General features: G+C 47.9%; 20 protein-coding genes, 1 tRNA gene and 1 other RNA gene. 4 read left to right on the top strand and 18 right to left on the bottom strand.

Translation table 11 applies throughout. From position 1 onward, the window contains the following. Positions 1–1,145, bottom strand: a 1,145-nt coding sequence (locus tag P8O70_10145) for a glycerophosphodiester phosphodiesterase family protein (GenBank protein ID MDG2197231.1), incomplete at its 3' end; no start/stop codon positions are given. Between the two features lie 394 nt (positions 1,146–1,539). Between P8O70_10145 and P8O70_10140 the strand changes: the two genes are divergently transcribed. Continuing rightward, positions 1,540–1,737, top strand: a complete 198-nt coding sequence (locus P8O70_10140; protein ID MDG2197230.1) for a hypothetical protein — start codon at positions 1,540–1,542, stop codon at positions 1,735–1,737. A gap of 200 nt (positions 1,738–1,937) precedes the next feature. On the opposite strand, the gene P8O70_10135 is transcribed toward P8O70_10140, so the two are convergent. From P8O70_10135 to P8O70_10115, 5 genes are all read right to left on the bottom strand, one after another. Next, the gene (locus P8O70_10135; GenBank protein MDG2197229.1) at positions 1,938–3,287 is read right to left on the bottom strand and encodes an L-serine ammonia-lyase; all 1,350 of its coding nucleotides are present in this window, start codon (positions 3,285–3,287) and stop codon (positions 1,938–1,940) included. A 30-nt stretch (positions 3,288–3,317) separates the two neighbouring features. Next, a complete protein-coding gene (locus P8O70_10130) occupies positions 3,318–3,725 on the bottom strand; it encodes a hypothetical protein (GenBank protein ID MDG2197228.1) in 408 nt (135 codons plus the stop codon). A gap of 114 nt (positions 3,726–3,839) precedes the next feature. Beyond that, positions 3,840–4,664 (bottom strand): ABC transporter permease subunit, encoded by an 825-nt coding sequence (locus tag P8O70_10125; GenBank protein MDG2197227.1) that lies wholly within the window; start codon positions 4,662–4,664, stop codon positions 3,840–3,842. A 26-nt stretch (positions 4,665–4,690) separates the two neighbouring features. Next, a complete protein-coding gene (locus P8O70_10120) occupies positions 4,691–5,077 on the bottom strand; it encodes a pentapeptide repeat-containing protein (protein MDG2197226.1) in 387 nt (128 codons plus the stop codon). A gap of 75 nt (positions 5,078–5,152) precedes the next feature. After that, complete coding sequence (locus tag P8O70_10115) at positions 5,153–5,593, bottom strand: OsmC family protein (protein MDG2197225.1); 441 nt, start codon at positions 5,591–5,593, stop codon at positions 5,153–5,155. A gap of 144 nt (positions 5,594–5,737) precedes the next feature. Between P8O70_10115 and P8O70_10110 the strand changes: the two genes are divergently transcribed. Beyond that, complete coding sequence (locus P8O70_10110) at positions 5,738–7,048, top strand: MATE family efflux transporter (protein ID MDG2197224.1); 1,311 nt, start codon at positions 5,738–5,740, stop codon at positions 7,046–7,048. 283 nt (positions 7,049–7,331) lie between these two features. Here P8O70_10110 and P8O70_10105 read toward each other — a convergent pair whose 3' ends face one another. The 4 genes from P8O70_10105 to P8O70_10090 form a co-directional block, all read right to left on the bottom strand. Continuing rightward, positions 7,332–8,555: a multidrug effflux MFS transporter gene (locus P8O70_10105; protein MDG2197223.1), complete on the bottom strand. Its 1,224-nt coding sequence runs from the start codon at positions 8,553–8,555 to the stop codon at positions 7,332–7,334. 60 nt (positions 8,556–8,615) lie between these two features. Continuing rightward, positions 8,616–11,066, bottom strand: coding sequence for a prolyl oligopeptidase family serine peptidase (locus tag P8O70_10100; protein MDG2197222.1), 2,451 nt, complete (start codon positions 11,064–11,066; stop codon positions 8,616–8,618). Between the two features lie 177 nt (positions 11,067–11,243). Next, positions 11,244–11,320, bottom strand: a tRNA-Pro gene (locus tag P8O70_10095). Between the two features lie 54 nt (positions 11,321–11,374). Beyond that, entirely contained in the window at positions 11,375–11,794 is a 420-nt protein-coding gene (locus tag P8O70_10090) for a hypothetical protein (GenBank protein MDG2197221.1), read from the bottom strand. 158 nt (positions 11,795–11,952) lie between these two features. On the opposite strand from P8O70_10090, the gene P8O70_10085 reads away from it, so the two are divergent. Then, positions 11,953–12,390 carry a hypothetical protein gene (locus P8O70_10085; GenBank protein ID MDG2197220.1) on the top strand — a complete coding sequence of 146 codons (438 nt, stop codon included), beginning with the start codon at positions 11,953–11,955 and terminating at the stop codon, positions 12,388–12,390. Between the two features lie 6 nt (positions 12,391–12,396). Here P8O70_10085 and P8O70_10080 read toward each other — a convergent pair whose 3' ends face one another. The 3 genes from P8O70_10080 to P8O70_10070 form a co-directional block, all read right to left on the bottom strand. After that, a complete protein-coding gene (locus P8O70_10080; protein ID MDG2197219.1) occupies positions 12,397–12,846 on the bottom strand; it encodes a bifunctional diaminohydroxyphosphoribosylaminopyrimidine deaminase/5-amino-6-(5-phosphoribosylamino)uracil reductase RibD in 450 nt (149 codons plus the stop codon). Beyond that, positions 12,830–13,768, bottom strand: a complete 939-nt coding sequence (locus tag P8O70_10075) for a GDP-L-fucose synthase (GenBank protein ID MDG2197218.1) — start codon at positions 13,766–13,768, stop codon at positions 12,830–12,832. The genes P8O70_10080 and P8O70_10075 overlap by 17 nt, the downstream gene beginning before the upstream one ends. Positions 13,769–14,033: 265 nt before the next feature. Next, the gene (locus P8O70_10070; GenBank protein ID MDG2197217.1) at positions 14,034–15,128 is read right to left on the bottom strand and encodes a hemolysin family protein; all 1,095 of its coding nucleotides are present in this window, start codon (positions 15,126–15,128) and stop codon (positions 14,034–14,036) included. 145 nt (positions 15,129–15,273) lie between these two features. On the opposite strand from P8O70_10070, the gene rnpB reads away from it, so the two are divergent. Beyond that, an RNA gene (gene rnpB / locus P8O70_10065) (RNase P RNA component class A) lies at positions 15,274–15,649 on the top strand. Here rnpB and P8O70_10060 read toward each other — a convergent pair. From P8O70_10060 to P8O70_10040, 5 genes are all read right to left on the bottom strand, one after another. Next, the gene (locus P8O70_10060) at positions 15,650–16,597 is read right to left on the bottom strand and encodes a P-loop NTPase (GenBank protein MDG2197216.1); all 948 of its coding nucleotides are present in this window, start codon (positions 16,595–16,597) and stop codon (positions 15,650–15,652) included. It lies immediately after the preceding RNA gene. Positions 16,598–16,666: 69 nt separating this feature from the next. After that, on the bottom strand, positions 16,667–17,107 hold the full coding sequence (locus P8O70_10055) for a tRNA (cytidine(34)-2'-O)-methyltransferase (GenBank protein ID MDG2197215.1): 441 nt from the start codon (positions 17,105–17,107) through the stop codon (positions 16,667–16,669). Between the two features lie 38 nt (positions 17,108–17,145). Further along, entirely contained in the window at positions 17,146–18,198 is a 1,053-nt protein-coding gene (locus P8O70_10050) for a D-alanine--D-alanine ligase (protein MDG2197214.1), read from the bottom strand. Beyond that, a complete protein-coding gene (locus P8O70_10045) occupies positions 18,195–19,205 on the bottom strand; it encodes a cysteine synthase A (protein ID MDG2197213.1) in 1,011 nt (336 codons plus the stop codon). The genes P8O70_10050 and P8O70_10045 overlap by 4 nt, the downstream gene beginning before the upstream one ends. A 41-nt stretch (positions 19,206–19,246) precedes the next feature. Beyond that, positions 19,247–19,828 (bottom strand): ABC transporter ATP-binding protein (locus tag P8O70_10040; protein ID MDG2197212.1); only part of this gene is annotated, 582 nt, incomplete at its 5' end.

Below are 19,828 nucleotides of genomic sequence, written 5' to 3'. Positions count from 1 at the left end.
GGCCAATCACTGAAGACTCCGATCACTCCAACCTGCTGCGCAAGCACGTCTAAAACCTTCATCACATTCCCATCACTGTTGATCGCTTCCTTCACCGTTTGATAGTACCAACCACCACCTCCAGTCAACGGTCCGGAGCGCTCCAGCGTCCAGGTGATCAAATCAATTCCTGCCTGCCGGGCCTGGCGTGCATAGGCTGAGGGCGCAATTTCTCCACCATCAAGATCAAGCAAAGCATAAATTGGTGGGGCCAGAATACGTACTCCCTGCTCTGCCAACTCCTGCATATCCTCAAGCGACGAACGAAAGCTGGGACGATAAGTCCGACCATCTAGATAGACCGCCTGCTTGCCAAACTCTGGTTCCTGCTCAATCCAGTAGAGGACATCATCCAGGCTGAAGGACTGAGGGAACACATCACTAGGTGCGACCCCAGCAGCTTTGTATTCCTCAATCAGCTTTTGGGCATAATCCTGCTGGCTGAAATCCCCTTCGTAAGGCATCTCCTCCTTGGCTGACTTCAACTCGGGAGTGAACTTCACACCAAGTTCCTTGAACAATGCGATGCTCTCTGCGTGGGTCATCAAGGTACCACGTGTGGCGTAGAGATCTGTACGCCAATTCGCAGTACCCCCCATGTATTCTTCAGGAGTAGTAGCAAACGGATCGGCTGCATCCATCTTTCCTTGTAGGCGCTTAAATTCAGCCAAGGTTAAATCCGAGGTACGGCACTCTACCTTGGCCTTCTTGCCACTGGTTGGATCTCCAGGTTCGAAAGGTACTGCACACTTGGCCACCAAATCAGGATGGGCCAAGATGTCTGTGGTCGTATGCAGATCTGCTTGTGAATGTCGACAGACCAAATGACGATCTTTGGTGAAGGTCACATCACATTCTATAACACCAGCACCCATCCGTGCTGCTGCCAAATAGGATTCACGCGTGTGCTCAGGAAACTGCAAAGCAGCCCCCCGATGGCCAATGGAGAAAGCTCGCTTGCTAACCGGTTTCTCTGAGCATTGACTCAATTTCTCTTTCAATGGACTATCGTCCATATCCTTTACCAAGAAGAAGGGGCGGGGCCCAAGATGAATTGACTCAACTGCTAGCAATTCGAATGTGCTGAAGCAGATCCAACAACACATAATCAACTTTAGTCCTTGTTTCATCGAAAACTCCTCAATGGATCGGGAAGAAAACGAAATTTTTTTGAAAGTCACATAGGGTAAGCGCAATTCACCAAATTCACAAATTTCTAAGGAATACTAATGCTCAGTCTCTATCAGAGTAATTGTGAATCTTTTCCGGCTATCAATCTTGTTACAAAGATAAGCTTACAGGATTATCGCAGGTTTATTCATTTCGTTTGTGTTGACGAACAGCATCTCACCATGCTCGACAACAAAACCATAGTAAGATATCAAGGACCTCAATTGGCGAATTTTTCTCGACCGTTGGTCACTACATGAATGGAGTGGGTGTATTTGAAATGTCAAAATCAACTCCTGATGAAGCAATCCATCCAACTAGAGACGAACTATGAGACACAGAGGAGATCGCAGGCTTACTTCTATCATTGTCGCCATTGAAAGAAGAAAAGCCGCAAGGCGTGATCTGGGGATTCTAAGACGAACGATTGAGGATCGTCGCAAGCTGGAGATGAAGGTGGAGGAAGAAAGAAGACTGGCTGCACGTAGAGCAGAAGACATTAAGAAACTAAAGAGAGGTAATCCGTAGATCAATTTACCACTGGAAAGTTGAGATTGCCATCCGTTACGAAAAGGGTGCCTGTGCTTTTCTGGAGGATGTCCCCAGGGCAGCCCCTGTCATTTGGCTAAATTGATGACAGGCCCTAGAATTTTTAAAACAACAGGAAGTTGTACTTTTTACTCGTGCCCTGAAGAAGACTAAATCAGACTAGCAAAGGAGGGAGGGAGTCAGCACTCCACGATGTTGACAGCGAGACCACCACGGGCAGTCTCCTTGTACTTGGAATCCATGTCCCGACCGGTTTGCCACATGGTGCGGATCACCTTGTCCAGTGAGACATGATGTTGCCCATCTGTTCTGAGTGCCAATTGTGCGGCATTGATCGCCTTATTCGCTGCTATGGCGTTGCGTTCGATGCAGGGGATCTGAACCAGCCCACCAATCGGATCACAGGTCAGTCCAAGATTGTGTTCCATGGCAATCTCTGCGGCATTTTCTACTTGGGCAGGTGTTCCTCCCAGGCATTCAGCCAAGGCACCAGCTGCCATTGAACAGGCACTGCCGACTTCTCCTTGACACCCCACAGCAGCTCCAGAAATCGAAGCATTCTCCTTGTAGAGCATACCGATTCCTGCAGCTGTCAACAGAAAACGGACCACCTGCGCCTCGCTGTAGTACCTGGTGAAGCGCATCAGGTAGTGCAGTACTGCCGGAATGATGCCTGCTGCTCCATTTGTTGGTGCCGTCACCACTCGTCCTCCCGCAGCGTTTTCCTCATTAACGGCCAATGCGAACAAGTTGACCCAGACCATCAGATTTGTGGGATCTTCTTCCTGCTGCAGCTTGCGATGAAGACTCGGAGCACGACGTTTCACCTTCAACCCACCAGGTAGTACACCCTCATTGACACAGCCCAATCGTACGCACTCCTGCATCACCAACCAGATTTCCAGCAGACGTCGATAAATCTCTTCCGTTGAATGCCAGATCCGCTCATTAGTCAGGACGATTTGACTCATCGAACATTGTTGCTTCCGGCAAATTTCCAGCAATTCGGAAGCTTTCTTGAAGGGGAAGGGAAGCTCCGTTTGGTCCTCCATAACTACCAACGCGTCTCCTTCTCCTTCTAGGACAAAGCCTCCACCAATCGAATAATAGGTCTTTTCTACAAGCAACTGTCCGTCCGGATCCCAGGCTCGGAAACGTAGACCATTTTCGTGGAGAGGTAGATTCTGCTGCCGATGAAAGATCAGGTTCTGCTTTTTATGAAAAGAGATCGGATGCTGTTGATTCAAGTGAATTATTTGCTGTTTCTCGATGTGCTGGAGTCGATCAGGAATTCCAGCAATCTCCACGGTTTCGGGAAGTTCTCCTTCTAGTCCAAGAAGGACGGCCTTGTCACTACCATGACCCATCCCAGTGAGCCCAAGAGAGCCGTAGAGGTCGACTTGTATTCGGTTGACTTTTCGGAGAGGCAAGTGCTGGAGGAAGAGGCCCGCAGCCTTCATTGGGCCTACGGTGTGGGAACTGGAGGGACCAATCCCAATCTTGAAGAGATCAAAGACGCTGGTGGCCATAGAGAGTAAGCCAAGAAAAAAGGGACTCCGTCAGTAAAAAATCACAGAAAGCAACGCAACAATCAGGACCAGAATGATGGCAATCAGGATCAGGTTTCGACGGTGAAATGTCTCGTCATCCTCAACCGTCATGAAGTCCTTGCGTGATTCTCCCTCCTTTGGAATTTCTACTGGAGGGGGAGCCATCGCTGGCATCTCTGCCTGACGTTTTTCTGCATCCTGAAGGGCCTCCTTCATCCAATCGGGCCCTGTGAAGGCCTCTGCGGTCTCAGATTCAGAACTCTGGTCATTCTCTCTTCGGGGTCCAACTCGGCGCTCTTCTGCTCTGCGATCCTGATGTTGGCTGCGTCGGTCGGACAATTGTCGTCGGCTATTCCCACTACGCTTTTCTGGGTCAGAATTTTCCACAGATTCTAGGGGATTGGTCGAGTCAGACATTCCTTACTTACAGTAGGCGTGATCAAAAATGCTCCTAAATATACTCAGAATGCAGTTGTTTGTAAATATCATGTGACAAATTTTTAACCGACCCAGCTTTAACCAAATTTTTCGTCACTTATAGACTTCGAGTAATCCTTTGACAAATCGTCTTTGAAAAAAGATGACTACTAGCAAGGGTGGAAGAAGTGCCAGAATCGCGATGGCAAATCCCTGGTACCCACGTGCCGTCCGAATACCGAGCATCAGGGTAGTGAAGTTTTCGCTGGTTGTGATCATCAGGGGCCAAAGGTACTGATTCCAACCTACCACAAACAAAATCAGCGCTAGAGCCGCAATCATTGTCTTGGACAGAGGCAACAAGATATCAACAAAGAAACGCCAGGGGCCAGAACCATCGAGTTTGGAGGCTTCCAGCAGCTCATCCGGAATAGACCGATAGAATTGACGGAAAAAGAAAGTTCCCGTAGCCGAAGAGATCAAGGGGAGAATCAGGCCACTGTAGGAATCCAACATATTTAGGCGAGCCACAACCTGATAGGAAGGAATGATCCGAGCCTCCAAGGGAAAGAGCAAAGTGATGAAAATCATCCAAAAGCAGAAACTACCGAAGGGAAACCGGAAGAAGACGATTGCATAGGCAGCAGTCATGGAGATGACCAGCGAGCCAACCATGAAGCCAAGCCCGAGAATAGTGCTATTGAGCAGCATTCCTGGCACAGTTACCTGTCGACGAAAGCCGCTCTCCTGCCACCACAAGGTGGCATAGTTTTCAAGAAACCTCTCACCAATCCACCACTGGATTCCTTCTTCTGCAAGGATTCTGGAAGAATGGGTGGAGGTTGTGAATACTAACCAAATCGGTAGTACCAGCAGTAGTACTCCCACCAGCAAAATCAGGTGTCGTCCTGGCTGAAGTTGCTTGTAGAACTGGTGAATCAGTATTGCTGTAGAGCGTGCGCTGCTCACTCTGTTGTATCCTCTTCGAGGAAGGGCCGCTTTGAGCACCCAGTGAACTTAATATGCCCATCGGGCATCGTAGTATTGCAGATGCGGGCTCCTCCCAGAAAGGCTCCTCGCAAATTGGCATCAGTGAAGTCAGCTCCGTCAAGATCTGAACCCCTTAGATCAGCCCACTCGAGATTGGTTCCTCGAAGATTGGCCCCAGCGAGATTGGCTCCGCGTAGGTCTGCTTCTGACAAAATACTCTCAGCCAAGTCAGCTCGCATCAAGTTAGCACCTTTGAGCTGAGCACCTTTCAAATCAACCCCACGTAGGTTAGCATGAGTTAAATCCCCATTGGGACATGCTGTGGATTTAGTGAGTTTTTTCAGGTCTTCTGCATTGGCCATGCTTTCCTTTGGGTTAGTTGGATGAAAGGCAGATTTTCCCTCAGGTAATCTGTGACTCGGGTCAGGTTGCCTTACTCAGGAACTTTGCTCTTCAGGAGGCTCCGGAATAGTCTCCCCATTGAGGATCAGAAAATGTTGCATTTCAGTGTTCAGTGAAGCAGATACCGCACAGTATTTTTGGTGGCCCAAGCGAATAGCTCTCCAGACTCGGGGAGCGTCAATCTCTCCTTCAACATCAAAAGTCACCTTGATTTGGGTGAACTTGGTGGGTAATTCCTCACAACGTACTCCCTCCGTGCGGACGTGCAGTTTTTTGATCTGATCGAGGTAACGGTTGAGAATCATTGTCACGTCGATCCCAATACATCCGGCAACACCTGCCAGCAGTAACTCCATTGGAGTGAGGCCTTCTCCCCGACCACCGTACTTTCCTGTGGCATCCATTTCCAGTTTGAAGCCAGATGGACAGGATGAGACAAATTTTCTTTGTTGCAGCCAAGTAGTATCGACGATCATCTTAGTTCTCCAGTGCGCAAAACAATTTCAACAAATGTAGATGGATAATTTTGTAGGATTTTTGCTGCAAGTCCAGTGATCGCTGTAATCACAGAAAGATTCGATTCAATGTCGATCCTTTTAGAAATCCTTTAGTAAGCACAGATGCAGATTACTCATCGGCGGATTCTCAACATCGCCATCCCTATCGTTCTAGCCAATATCACCGTACCTTTACTGAGCTTGGTAGATACGGGAGTGGTCGGACAAATCGACTCTCCCATCCCAATTGCAGCTGTAGGGATGGGAGGCTTGATCCTAAGTACAACTTACTGGTTTTTTGGTTTTTTGAGAATGGGCACCACAGGTCTGGCTTCCCAAGCCTTTGGCGCCCGAGACAGTGCCGAGGTGACCGCGATTCTGACCAGAGTACTGTTACTTGGTGGAGCCGGTGGGTTAGTGATCATTGCTTTGCAGATTCCTCTGTTTTGGCTTGCCTTCCAGGTCTCTCCTGCTACAGAGGTGGTGGAGTCCCAGGCCCGATTGTACATGCAAATTCGGGTGCTCAGTGCTCCTGCTGCAGTGGCCCTCTATGGATTAAACGGCTGGTTGATTGCCCAAGAGCGTACCCGCTCAGTGTTGTTACTTCAAATCTGGATGAATGGACTCAACATATTGTTGGATCTTTGGTTTGTGATGGGCCTAGGCTGGGGAGTGCAAGGTGTTGCCTGGGCCAGTTTTATCGCTGAGATCAGTGGATTAATACTAGGGTTGCTGCTTTGTAAAGATATCTGGCGGGGAAGGGATTGGTGTAATTGGTCAAGGGTTTTTGATCGACACCTGGTACTACGCATGGTAATTGTCAATCGAGATATCCTGCTACGCACCCTGATGCTGCAGTGCATCTTTGTTTCTTTCCTGTTTGTTGCTGCTGATTTCGGAGAGGTTGAGTTGGCTGCTACACATGTGCTGGAGCAGTTCCTGATGGTTACTGCTTTTGCCTTGGACGGGTTCGCCTTTGCTGCCGAGACTTTGGTTGGTCAGGCGATTGGTGCACGCAGTCGGTTGGGGTTACGTCAGAGTGTTTTGATGTCAAGTTACTGGGCCGTAGGAATCGCATTATTACTGACACTTGTGATTGCCTTATTTGGGACTTGGACGATCGAGTTGCTCAGCAAGTCTGAGGAAGTAAGGCAGACCGCAGTCAAGTATCTTCCGTTTCTTTTGCTCATGCCAATTTTCGGGGTAGGATCTTGGATGTTAGATGGAATCTTCATTGGTGCAACACAAACCAGAGATATGCGCAATATGATGGCTATCAGCTTAGTAATCTATGGAATCGCTTTAATCTCCTTGGTACCGATCTTCGACTTGTTCGGACTATGGGCGGCCTTGCTGATATCCTTAATCGCTCGTGGTGTAACCTTGGGGTTGTGCTATCCCAATTTGGAAAAACGCATGCTGGCCCAAATCTGAGCAATTTTTTTATTTTTTTGACTTCCATCAATTTTTTAAAGCGAAGTCCTGATTATACTGGATTTCAGTGGGATCCAAGCGATAACGCAATACCACAACGCCAAAGCTGAATCGGTCTCATCTTATCCGACATTCCATCTGGCCCATATGATCCGGGGTTTGGGTGGTGTCCTCCAGGGAAGTGGTTTTCAACTCATCTTTTCAACTTCCCAACTGAGAAGATCTTTCCACACTCTCAGCCCCCCTTCTGCTGACCTTTTTCATTGTTCTTCTGCTACGTATTTTAGGATGCTTCCTGTTCCAAAGGTTCTACCAGCGGTAGAGTTTTGCTAAAGTGCTGGGCCAACGTTGATGATAGCGTGGAAAGGGCTGCCAATCCAATGAGGATCAGCACTCCACTCTCAAAATGCTCATAACCTCCAACGCTGACCACCAACGACCCCCCGAAGATGCCAAAACCCATTTGGCCCGCACCAACAATTCCTGATGCACTTCCTCCCAGCTTTCCTGCCGCTGCAATCGCACCCATGGTCGCATTAGCGATTACAAAACCTGATGCGAAACCAAATAAGAAACATGGAATCGCAATCAAAGCGGGATGGTACCAACCTAAAAAGCTTGGCAGCAGCAATGCGCTGGTTGCTATGATCGAAATCAAGCCACCAATCTGCGACATCCTCTCGATTCCAATACGGTGAACAAAGTTTTTTGTAATCAAATTCCCCAAGGTGTATCCACATGGAATCAACACAAACCAAAAACCCATTTCTGTGTTGTCAACGCCAATTCTCTGATATTCAAATGGAACAAATCCAATCATCGTGAAAAAAATTCCAACACAAAATGAGGAAGCAAGCATGAACGTTAGGAACATCGGATTTGTCAACAGGATCAAATGATCCTGCACCAGGCTACCCAATCGAATTTGTGGAATCGGCCGAAGGTTCGTTTCTGGCAAAAAGATCAGATTCAGTGCTAGCGGAATCAGACCTGCAAAGAAAATCCCAAACATGATCCCTTTCCAACCGATCAGATCACTGATCAGACCACCAAAGGCAAAACTGAAGATCGGCACAATCACCATGATCCCACTGATTGTTGCGAAGGCTCCGGCGGCTTCCAATCGACCATATGAGTCGTTGATGATCGCTCGTATAATCGAGGCAATCGAAGCGGCACCAAGGCCCTGCAGCACGCGGGCGATCACGAGTCCCTCAAAAGAATCTGCCGAAGCCGCTAACAGCCCCCCAAGGGCAAATCCAACTAGGCCAACCAGCAGGGGGCGACGTCGCCCATATCGATCAGAGAGAGGGCCATAGATCAATTGAGAGACTGCCATCGCAATGAAATAGCCAGATAGCAGCGACTGCGCAGCAGCTTCATCCACGCTGAAGTATTTGGTGATCGAGTTGAGTGCTGGTGAAATGATCGTGATTCCAGCAGTGCCACAACCCATGGTGACAACCAGCAACCAAGTGGCTACCTTGCGGGGAACTAGAGGATTCACTGGTATTGATTGTGTGAACAAGTGGTAGCGCTCAGCAGAGAAAAAACAGAGAACTAAACTTCAAGGAAGTCGGTTCTTGAAATTAAAAAAGCCAGCACTGTGCACACTACCCCAACCGTATTGACGAACTGTTTTATCAAAAACGACATAGTGCGGAGTCCCTGAACCTGAGTAGATTGGCAGGAAATGGAGGCTCAATTTCTCCACTTCAGTGGTGGTGCCTGTAAAAAATGCTAGCATCCGCTCTGGGAATTGAGGATGAGGGTACATGATTGAAGCAGCCAATTCCCCAACATATTCTTTACCCTCTAAGCGCAGTCCGTTTTCCGTGAACTCAAGGGGCGTGTGAGGCAATAGCTTCTTGATCATTAAATTGGATTCTGGATTGCCCAACATCACTATGTTGAACTCTGATTCAATGGATTCCGTCACTTCTGTATCTGCCATCACCTGCACAAAGCCATTGGCTTTGTGCCAGAATCGAATCGCAATCTGATTCGCTCGGTGAAGCAACATTTCCTGCTGAGGCGTTTTTCCCTGCGTTCCGTAGACCAACACAAAGGGGCGGAAGAAAACAGACTTCAATGCAGGATACTTTGTGGCTAGTTGCGCTGCTGCATCTGGTTCTGGGCCCAATAGCATTGGGGAAGCATCAGAGATCGGATATTGCTGCTGGTTCCAAGTGATCCGCTGAATCGGCAGGTTTAGAGCACCCCAGTCAACCTCTATTGCTGATACATTCTCAGTATCCAACAAAATCTCTTCTCCAATCACTTCCACAGAAATTTTGGTCTGCTGCAGTGCTTCTTTTTGTGAAAGAACACGAATCCAGTAAAAGGTATCGTTGATCGAGAGGTCGAAAAGACGAAGATTGAATTGCTGAGGATATCGATTACGAACCTGTTGTTTCAGAAAGTCCAGCATTTCCTGGTTATCGACGGCGTCAGATCCTCCTCCTGCAGAACGTGGTTCATCCCACCAATGACCCTGCTCTGGCAGTTCTTGGTAGTTGACCACAAATTCTCTCTCCTTAAGGAACTTCTGGAACATCCTCGGATGCAATGGGGGGACTGTACGATCCTCCGCTCCGTGAATAATTACTACTGGTAGATGCTGCAGGTTTTCCAGAAAGTAAAGATTGTTTGAATCCTGCATCACGCGATTTCGAACATTCAACAAGTCCGGAGCAGCAAACATCTGGCTTTTCTGCATCGTGAAAGGCGAGTAGTGCTGAAAGCCCGTCCACCCAGCCTGAGGCGCCAATGCCGCAAAACGTGAAGGATCGTGCAGGCCGATGTGCCAGACTCCCTGCCCCCCCATTGAACTACCTGCCAAATAAACACGATCTGGGTCGATGGGATATTCTTTCATCACCTCTTCAAAAACTTCTTCAAAGTCGAGACGTCCCCAGTCCTGCCAATCAAAACCATAGGGCCTGCGGTTTGTGGGAGTGATCACAAACGCCCAATTCTTACTGGAATATCGACCCGCCAAGTGGATTGCTTCCACTCCCGCCCCGTGTAGTGAAAAGATCACTGCATATTGTTGCTTTGGATCATAGGGTTCCGGATAACGGATACCGTAGTATTGGACAGAACCATCTAGGCTGGAAAGAAACGTTCGTTTCAGTGGTTCAGTATGAGACTTACGATTCAATTTTATTGGAATTCGTGAAAGCTCTTCCTGCTCGCTGTCTCTGAGGATTAGCTCAACAGTAATGAAAGATTCTGAAAATCCAGATAATTCAATTTCCAAAGGAATCTTGAGGACACCCAATGGTGGAATTGGTGGGATATCATAAACCTTCTCTTTCAGGGCTGGGCTGGAATCCAATTCAATTGTAAGGTCTCGCAACCAGCGCGTAGTTGTGTTCAAGATGGGCACAGCCAACAAGATCCTCTTTTCCTCAGGATCCAACAGATCTGGTTGGGTTACATCCTCCAGAAAGAGAGCCTTAAGCTCGGTAGGTTCGATCTGAAAGCGAAAGGATCTCTTATGCTTTCCAGCAAACTTAACAAGGATTCGGTTAATACCCTTTCGCAAAGGTACGGCTATCCGTTGATAGTTCGCATAGTAAGGTTCCCCCTGATACCCTCGGCCGTTGACATAAAATCCACCAATCTGCTGAGAACTCACTAGAGCGACCTGATTTGAGTCAGCATTGATTTCCGTATACGCATAGCCCATATTCAAAAGGCCCACTCCACCCAAGCGAGCGTAAGAAGCATTCCAATCAATCTCCTCATAATTGATTTCAACTCGATCAGAATCTACAGAGGTCTCCTCCCACTTCAGGATTCCTAGATCCGCATACTCCGAATAAAACACTTGAGAATCATTGGGAATAATATTTTCTTCACCTCCATATTTGAGCAAGTGATCGGTTCCACCATCTCTTGGAGCCACCATGAAGGGACCCAGTATTTTCCATGAATCAATGAAAAAAGGCTCAGCAGGCCACAATGAATTAGTGGTCAGTAACAAGAACAAACCAGCAAATAGAAATTTCATGGCACGAAAAAACAGGAGGAGGAGCTCTGCTTTGAAGAGCAAAATTTTGGATGGACCGGTTTCAGGATGAACAGTAGTGGAAGCGAATGTTCAGTTTTGGACGGACTAAGTTTTGGGTTTGCTGGTTAGAGAAGTTACAGGGGGAGTACTGGGGATGAAACTCTGCAATTTATTTCATGGTCGGGGTGACTGGGTTCGAACCAGCGACCTCTTGTTCCCAAAACAAGCGCGCTACCAGACTGCGCCACACCCCGCCACAAAAACCTACCTTTCTATCGTATCTACAGGGAATAGCAAGAGAAATCTGATCAAATGTCCTGGACTGCAATTCCAAATTGGTGGCGGATCATCTGACGAACCAGAAAATCGTTTTCTAAGCCTGCAAAGCGAATTTCGGTGCGGATCTTATCCCGTATGTAGCGCAGTTCCTGCTCCGTGGTACTCAAGGAGATATCTTGCTTCAGGTTTCCACCCACTAAATTATTGAGTACGTTCCTGCGCAAGCGGCGCTTGACTAACTGTATTTCTTCAGTTTGGTAGACATTTAGGGTAGCTTCAATCTCAGACTGATTATAACCCATCAGCGAGAGTTTAACCCACTGAGAGAAGATATTTCCTGGCGTGTTGATATTGTCCTGAGCAATTCCCCCAACAGGAAACACCGTCGTCACCATAACTCCGGTTCCCAGAACAAGCAGTGATTTCTTAATCAATTTGCGCAATGACATAAGTGCCCTTCCTCCAAAAAAACAATTATTTCTAGGATCATTATCGTCAAATTGATTCAGAACTTTAGTTCTTTATTCAAGCTTCCTGTTTCTATTCAGCTTTGGAACAATCCTTGTTTTACGAAAAATCTCTCCTCACTGCTTTTCATGGATGGCGTATGCGACGCTTGTTGTTCAGTTGCTGGTTGCTATTGATTCCTCTGTGGGCATTTGCACTGCCGCTGCAGACTGCGATTCTCAGCCCTAGTGAAGAAGAAGTTGGCACCGCACTGATCTATATCGATTACGTAGAACTGCTTGATCCCAGTAAAAGAAAAATGGGGAAAATCGCCTACGCAATGCGGGAAGGGTTTTTTGAAATGCTATTGGTCAAAGAGGATGAGGAGAAGTCTATCACTGGTCGAGCCACGAATCGAAGATTGTACAATGAAGCAGGAGAACTGGTTGCTCTTTACGATTGGACTTCGTTTTGGGTCTATGTTTACAGCACGAATGGCAAGCAGCTTGGAAAAGCCAAATGTATCGCCTTCCGTGGGATTTGTGCGGCTGGTGTGGCGGGTTATCTGAGCGGCTTGTTAGGCCCTCCATCTTTTTAGACAAATTTATTCTTCAAAGCGTCTCAGCCAATCTCGCAAACTCTCGCGAATTTCATCAACGCAAAGCCCTTCTTTCACCTCCACGCCAGCGCTTCTCATGTTCGAAATTCCTGCACCGTTGACTCTTGGGTGAGGATCTCTGAAACCGACTACCACGTAGCGGATACCAACCTCAGAAATTGTTTTTGCACAAGAAGGAGTTCGTCCTACAAACGAACAGGGTTCCAAAGTGCAGTATAGAGTCAGCTTGCTAAAATCCAACCCCAACTCCTGTGCTTGATGAATAGCATGGGCTTCAGCGTGATGCTGACCAGGAGGATGAGTCCATCCTTTGACAAGTAGCTGATCCTTCTCAACTAAGACACACCCTACATGGGGATTATCTCCTGTCTTGCCTCGAACTGTTTCCCCAAGTTGAATTGCTTGCTGCATCCAGTATTCATCGGGTAGCTTCATATTCCTCACAGTACCAGCGATAAACCTGCTGTAAGCCCTCCCTCAGTGTAATCTTGGGCTGCCATCCCAGTGCTTTGAGGCGACTTACATCTAAAACCTTGCGAGGAGTGCCATCTGGCTGTGTTGGATCAAAACGCAGCTTACCGTGATAGCTGACTACCTCACAGATAGTCTCTGCTAGTTCTTTGATGGTCTGATCTTCACCCCAGCCAATGTTCACCAACTCTCCGTCGTCGTAATGTAACATCAAGTGTAAGCATGCCTCTGCCAATTCATCCGAGAGAAGAAACTCTCTTCTTGGAGTCCCCGTACCCCAGACAACCACTTCGGGCAAGGACTTCACTTTGGCTTCATGAATTCTCCGGATTAGTGCAGGCAGCACATGGGAATTCTCCGGATGAAAGTTGTCGTGAACACCATAGAGATTCGTGGGCATCACGCTCAGAAACTTGGTTCCATGCTGTCGATTTAAGCTCTGACAGAGTTCAATACCAGCGATCTTGGCCAAGGCATAAGCTCGATTCGTACTCTCCAGCGGCCCTGTCAACAGATAATCCTCTTGAATTGGTTGAGGGCAGTCTCTTGGATAAATGCAGGAACTTCCTAGAAACAACAACTTCTTCACCTGAACTCGCCAAGCATTCTGCATAACGTGATTTTGAATCTGTAAGTTTTCATAGAGGAATTCAGTTGGATAAGTGTTATTGGCGTGAATGCCACCGACCCGGGCTGCTGCTAAAAATACATACTCGGGTTTCTCCCGAGAAAAAAATTTCTCTACTGCCTCTGCATTCAGAAGGTCCAGTTCTGCCCGTGTTCTCACAATTAAATTACTGTATCCCTGGTGGCTCAAAGTTCGCTGAATAGCAGAGCCAACTAATCCTCGATGACCTGCAATATAGATTTTAGCTTCTTTATTCATTTGTAGTCTTGTCAACTTTCAGTCATTCACATCTTCAAACGTTCGAAGTCGTAACATCAACGATATTAAGGCAGCAGAAAAACTTAAAAAAACTTACAAGATATGGATAATCTAAATTATAAAACTAAAAAAAATAACTTTTAACATATTTCTTACTTGAAATTTAGTAATTGCCCGTTAAGGTTGATGTTGCCTCAGGGACGACACTGGAGGGAGCGGGTTGGGCAACAGCTGGTTCACTCTGAAGACAGGATGTCCGTCGATGCTAAGAAGCACCCTGAGGTTCTTGACGAGAAGGTGAATCTTCCTTGTCATCCAACTGCAATCCCATAGCTCGGGCACGTCTTTCCCATAGACGACGAGCTAGCACCTGCATGTCCTCATTCTTGTCGTCCTCATCAACGATCTCTAAGCCCAACAAGGTCTCAACGACATCTTCCATTGTCACAACTCCGACCATTGTTCCCCAATCATCGTCAACCACCAAAGCAAGTTGTTCCCGCTTGCTGATCATCAGATCAAAAACCTCGGCGATGGTAGCATTGTAACGTGTCACTACCACCTGCCGTCGGAAATCACTGAGCCTAGTCTGGGGCCTGTCTTGGGCCTGGGCCATGATGATATCGTTTTTAAGCACATATCCTGTCACTTGATCAGGGTGCTTCTGATAGATCGGGATCCGTGAGAAGGGATTTTGGGGATGCAGTGTAAAATATTCGTCCACTGTCAGGTTTTCTTCCAAGGAGAACACAACAGTCCGGGGGGTCATGATATCTTCCGCATAGGAGGAGCGGAAACGAAAGAGATTGCGAAGAATCCTTGATTCACTCTCTTCGAGTTGGCCTTCCTTAATACCAAGTTCAGCCATCGAGGCGAACTCTTCTCGGCTGAAACCAGTCAACTCACGATGCTGCTTCATACCGCGTGTCAGAAACTCTGCGAGCCAGACGAAGGGTAGGAGAATCAAAACTAGATATTTTATGAAGTAACCTACAGTCGGGGCCAAGGTTCTCCAGAAAGCAGCTCCCATTGTTTTGGGAATGATTTCTGAGAAGATCAGAATCATCAGCGTCAAAGCTCCCGAGGCAACGCCAAGATACTCATCACCAAAAAGTTGAGTTGCTTGAACTCCAACTCCAGCGGCTCCTACCGTGTTGGCGACGGTGTTCAGGGTCAGGATGGCGGTGAGCGGCCGATCCACATTTTCCTTCAGTTGAAACAACATCCCTCCAGAGCGCTTCCCTTTTTCCTGCAAAAGAGCAACGTAGGCCGGAGTGATGCTGAGTAAGACGGCTTCGGCAATGGAGCAGACAAAGGAGATTCCTAATGCCATTGCTACAAAAACGATTAGAAGGGTCATGTGCGGTTAGCTAGAGTTCGAGAGAACGGTCACTCAACGAGGGACCATAGCCAGTGCCAATGAACGTACTCCTCAAGGCAGACTGGCCAGTGATGAAAAAATAGTTAGCGATTACAAAGACTTCTTGATAGCGTAGTGAGCTTGCGGAGTTAGATACGTGATCGCTGGTGGCGAGGGAATCGATCATGATTCTCGAGTTGCGAGAGGAAAGTCCGGGCAGCACAGGGCAGGATGCTGGCTAACGGCCAGGCGGCGTAAGCCGACGGAAAGTGCCACAGAGAATAGACCGCCGATGGCTTCGGCACAGGCAAGGGTGAAACGGGGAGGTAAGAGCTCACCGCGGGGCTGGTGACAGACCTGGCAGGGTAAACCCCATCCGCTGCAAGTCCAAATAGGATCGTGATCAGGCGGCCCGTCTGGCGATCGGGTAGGATGCTGGAGGTTGCTGGTAACAGCAATCCTAGATAAATGATCACGACTCTTAGAAGAGAACAGAACCCGGCTTATCTCCGACTCCGCATTCATGACGGTGGCACCTTTTGACGCTGCAAAATGTTACCAAGCAGGCGTTGCAGGTCTTGCCCGATTTCTGAGTCGGGTGACTGCATCATCAAGGGTTTACGCTGTAAGACTGAGCGTCTCACCAAATCGTTGTTTGTCACATATCCTCGAAAATCTACAGATAGTCCAAAGTATTTTAGACAGGCGGTTTCCATCGCATGGCCGACCTTGATGTCGTTGTTGGAACGAACCTGATTCAGAATTAGACTAGGACGATATCTCTCTGTTTGTTGTTCTGCAAAATCAGACATCTCCGGTCCTAGCTCCTTCAGATGGAGCAGCAATTCACGCGGAGTGCGGATACCATGCCGATTGTTACGATCCATTGATTCTTCAACCAAATCTCGCAACTCTGGGGTTTCACTATAAAGTCGGATCTGTCGATAGAATGAACTTTTAATGAAACGGTAGGCATTTTCTATAGAGGTTGGCTCAGGAATCGCTACTAGTAACTGAGTGTCTGCGGCAATGAAAAAATCTAGAGTGTTGAAGGAAGTCCCCGCTCCCAAGTCCATCAGAATGTAATCCGCTTCAATCTTTTTCAATTCACGGAGAAGTCGAATTTTTTGCGCATACTTTGGATTCGCGATATTTAGGCTATCCTGTGCTCCACTTAGTAGGAAAAGATTTGGTACTTGGGTCGGAACCAAGGCTTCTTCCAACTCTTCGTAGCGCCTCATCAAGAAGTCGGACACTCCTCGATCCAGATCGGTGACCCCGAGGCAGGTGTGAAGATTTGCCCCTCCTAGATCCAGATCCATAAGCACCACTCGCTTGCCTTCTTTGGCCAGCAAGACCCCAATATTAGTGGTCAGGAAGCTCTTTCCCACACCTCCTTTGCCCCCGCCCACAGCCCAAAGTTTCGCTTGTTGTTCCATGCTGTATGTCGTTTCTTGTTTCTCAATCATCCATGAAGGAGGGGCTACTGTAGCACAGCATCGTGAATCTGAAAGGAAGAATTTATGGATGTCGAATGTTTAGAAAGGAACCAAGCGACGGAGTCCGTCATAAACTACAATGGAGGCAGCAGAGCCAAGATTCAAGCTGCGCACCTCAGATTCCCACATGGGAATCGTGAAGCTTCTTTCAGGATGTGGTTCCCACAGCCACTTTGGCAAACCAGCTGTTTCTTTGCCGAAAAAGATGAAGTCCCCCGCTTGAATCGGCATCTGGGTGTAAGGAGTCTTCGCATGAGTGGAGAGAAAGTGACACCGTGTGAAGTCTAACTGCTTGACCCAGTCTTCCCAATCCAGGATATGTTCCCAACTGACCCAATCCCAATAGTCCAACCCAGCCCGCTTCAAGGTGCGATCAGAAAGTTCAAAACCAAGCTCACCAGCTAAAATGAGGTGACACTTCGTCGCCGCACACAATCGGGCAATATTCCCAGTATTTGGTGGAATCTGTGGTTCTACCAACACCACCTGCAACAGTGGATTGTTGTGTATTCTCACAGTTACAGAGCCGCTCTTTGAAGACCCAACTGTACCAATTGGTGCAGTAATTCTGAATAAGACAAGCCTGATGCTTCCCAGAGTTTTGGGTACATACTAATGCTGGTAAATCCAGGCAGTGTATTGATTTCGTTAATGTAAATCTGATTATCTTTAGTTAGGAAGAAATCAACTCGTGCCATCCCCAGACCTTCGACAACCCGAAAAGACTCCACAGCCAAATCACGAATCTGATTCGCAACACTAGCTTCGATCTCAGCAGGGATTTTCAGAATCGCCCCATTCGGATCGACGTACTTCGCATCATAAGAATAGAATTCATGATTGGGGATGATTTCACCCAGAATCTTAGCCACTTCAAGAGAATCATTTCCAAGGACAGCAGCTTCAATTTCCCGACCGATGATAGCCTGTTCCAGCAAAATCTTGTGGTCCAGAGAAAAGGCCTCTTTCAACGCTTGTGGGTATTCATCCTCGTTGTGAACCTTGGTAACTCCCAAAGAAGAGCCTTCACGGGTTGGTTTGACAAAGAATGGTGACCCCAATCTGGCGCCCACTTCAGAATAGAGGAGGGCTTCGTTCCTGCGTAACGTGATAAAAGGTGTGACCGGAAGGCCTGCCTGAACGAGCAGTCGCTTCGTGACATCCTTATCCATACTGATCGCAGATCCCCAGACATCACAGCCGACAAAGGGCACTTGAAGCAGTCGCAGCATCCCTTGCAAGGAGCCGTCTTCTCCAAAATTCCCATGGGTGATTGGGAAGAAAACATCTGCCTGCCACTGTAACTTACCTTGTTCATTTTGCAGCCGACCCAACTGTCTTGGGAGAAGAGTCTCCGCTGCTGGGTGCAAATGGATTTCACGGATATCCTGGGTTTGGCAAAGTAGGTCTCCCTCAGGTCTCCAGCACCAACTCCCATCTTTGCGGATACCGATTAGCTGAACCTCGTAGTGGTCTGTGGGAAGAGCTCTGGCGATATTGAAAGCCGAAATCAAAGATACCTGATGCTCCCCACTTAAGCCACCACAGAGGATCGCAACTCGAGTTTTCATTCACCATTCTCCAGCCAGATCGGCACTGGCAAATCCTTGCTTTGCAGAAACTCAGGATTGAAGAGCTTCGATTTGTAGCGGACGCCTGAGTCACAAAGCACAGTGACAATGGTTTTGCCTGGTCCAAGTTGCTTGGCCAAACGGATTGCCCCGGCAACATTCAGAGCCGCTGAGCCTCCCAAGCATAGCGCCTCATCTCTCAGTAGTTCAAAGCAGATGGGCAACATTTCATCATCTGTGACCCGAAATGCAGCGTCTACCTTGAGTCCTTCCAGATTAGCGGTGATTCTTCCCTGACCAATGCCCTCGGTAATTGAGCTTCCAACAGATTGCAATTCACCCGTGGTATAGTAGGAATAGAGGGCAGCTCCCATTGGATCAACCAACCCTATCACAATATCAGGATTTCGCTCACGCAGAGCCATGGCTGTTCCCGCCAAGGTTCCTCCAGTCCCAACCGAGCAGATAAAGGCATCCACAGTCCCATCGGTCTGCGCCCAGATTTCTGGTCCTGTTGTTTCATAGTGCCCCATTCGATTTGCTGTGTTGTCAAATTGATTGGCCCAAATGGAACCGTTGGATTCGGTTGCGGCTGCTTCTTCAGCGATTCTTCGCGACTGATGAATATAGTTGTTTGGATCTTTGTAGGGCACTGCTGGAACTTCTTTAACTACAGCACCACAAAGTCGCAGCATGTCTTTTTTTTCCTCGCTCTGAGTCTCAGGAATAACGATCAGTGTACGGTAGCCTCGGGCATTTCCAACTAGGGCGAGTCCAATTCCAGTATTTCCAGCGGTTCCTTCGACAATCAAACCACCTGGTTGAAGCAATCCTTTCTTCTCTGCATCCAAAATAATTGCTCGGGCAGCTCGGTCCTTTACAGATCCTCCCGGATTTAGAAACTCAGCTTTTCCCAGGATTGTACACCCAGTCAATTCTGAAGCCTTCCGCAGGCGAATCAGTGGTGTGTTGCCAATGCTGTCAACGAAATCCTGTCGAATTTCCATTCTGTCCTTAATCTATGCCTGATTCCCGGCATGAGATAGGTTCAAAGTTCAGCGAGTTGCCCCTGTTGAAGCACGACTTGCCGTTGGCAACGCTCCGCTAGATCCCTATTGTGAGTCACCATTAAGAGAGTCATCTGCGTATCACGTACCAAATCGAAAAGTAGATTCACAATCTGCTCACCAGTTTCCACATCCAAATTTCCTGTAGGCTCATCAGCTAACAAAATCGCGGGTTCCACGACCACAGCACGAGCGATTGCAACCCGTTGACATTCTCCACCACTCAACTGGTATGGGAAGTGGTCATGACGATGTTCAAGTCGCACTTGTTCCAAAGCTCTACAGGAGCGTTCTGCATGTCCAGCCCTTTGAAAAATTTCTAGTGGTAAACTGACGTTTTCCAAAGCTGTCAGATGTGACATCAAATGAAATTGCTGGAAAATGATCCCGATATTCTCCGCACGGAATCGCGTTAGTTCTTCTTCACTCATTTGGGCCAGATCTGTTCCACGAATCCTCAGTGCTCCGCTGGTGGGTTGGTCAAGACCTGCAAGCAAAGAAAGCAGAGTCGATTTTCCACTGCCTGACTGCCCTAGCACTGCGACAGTTTCACCCTGATTGAC

The organism is SAR324 cluster bacterium, assembly GCA_029245725.1.
Classification (GTDB): Bacteria; SAR324; SAR324; order SAR324; family NAC60-12; genus JCVI-SCAAA005.
The sequence above is the reverse complement of the archived record's forward strand: the minus strand, read 5'-3'. Positions and strand labels throughout refer to the sequence as shown.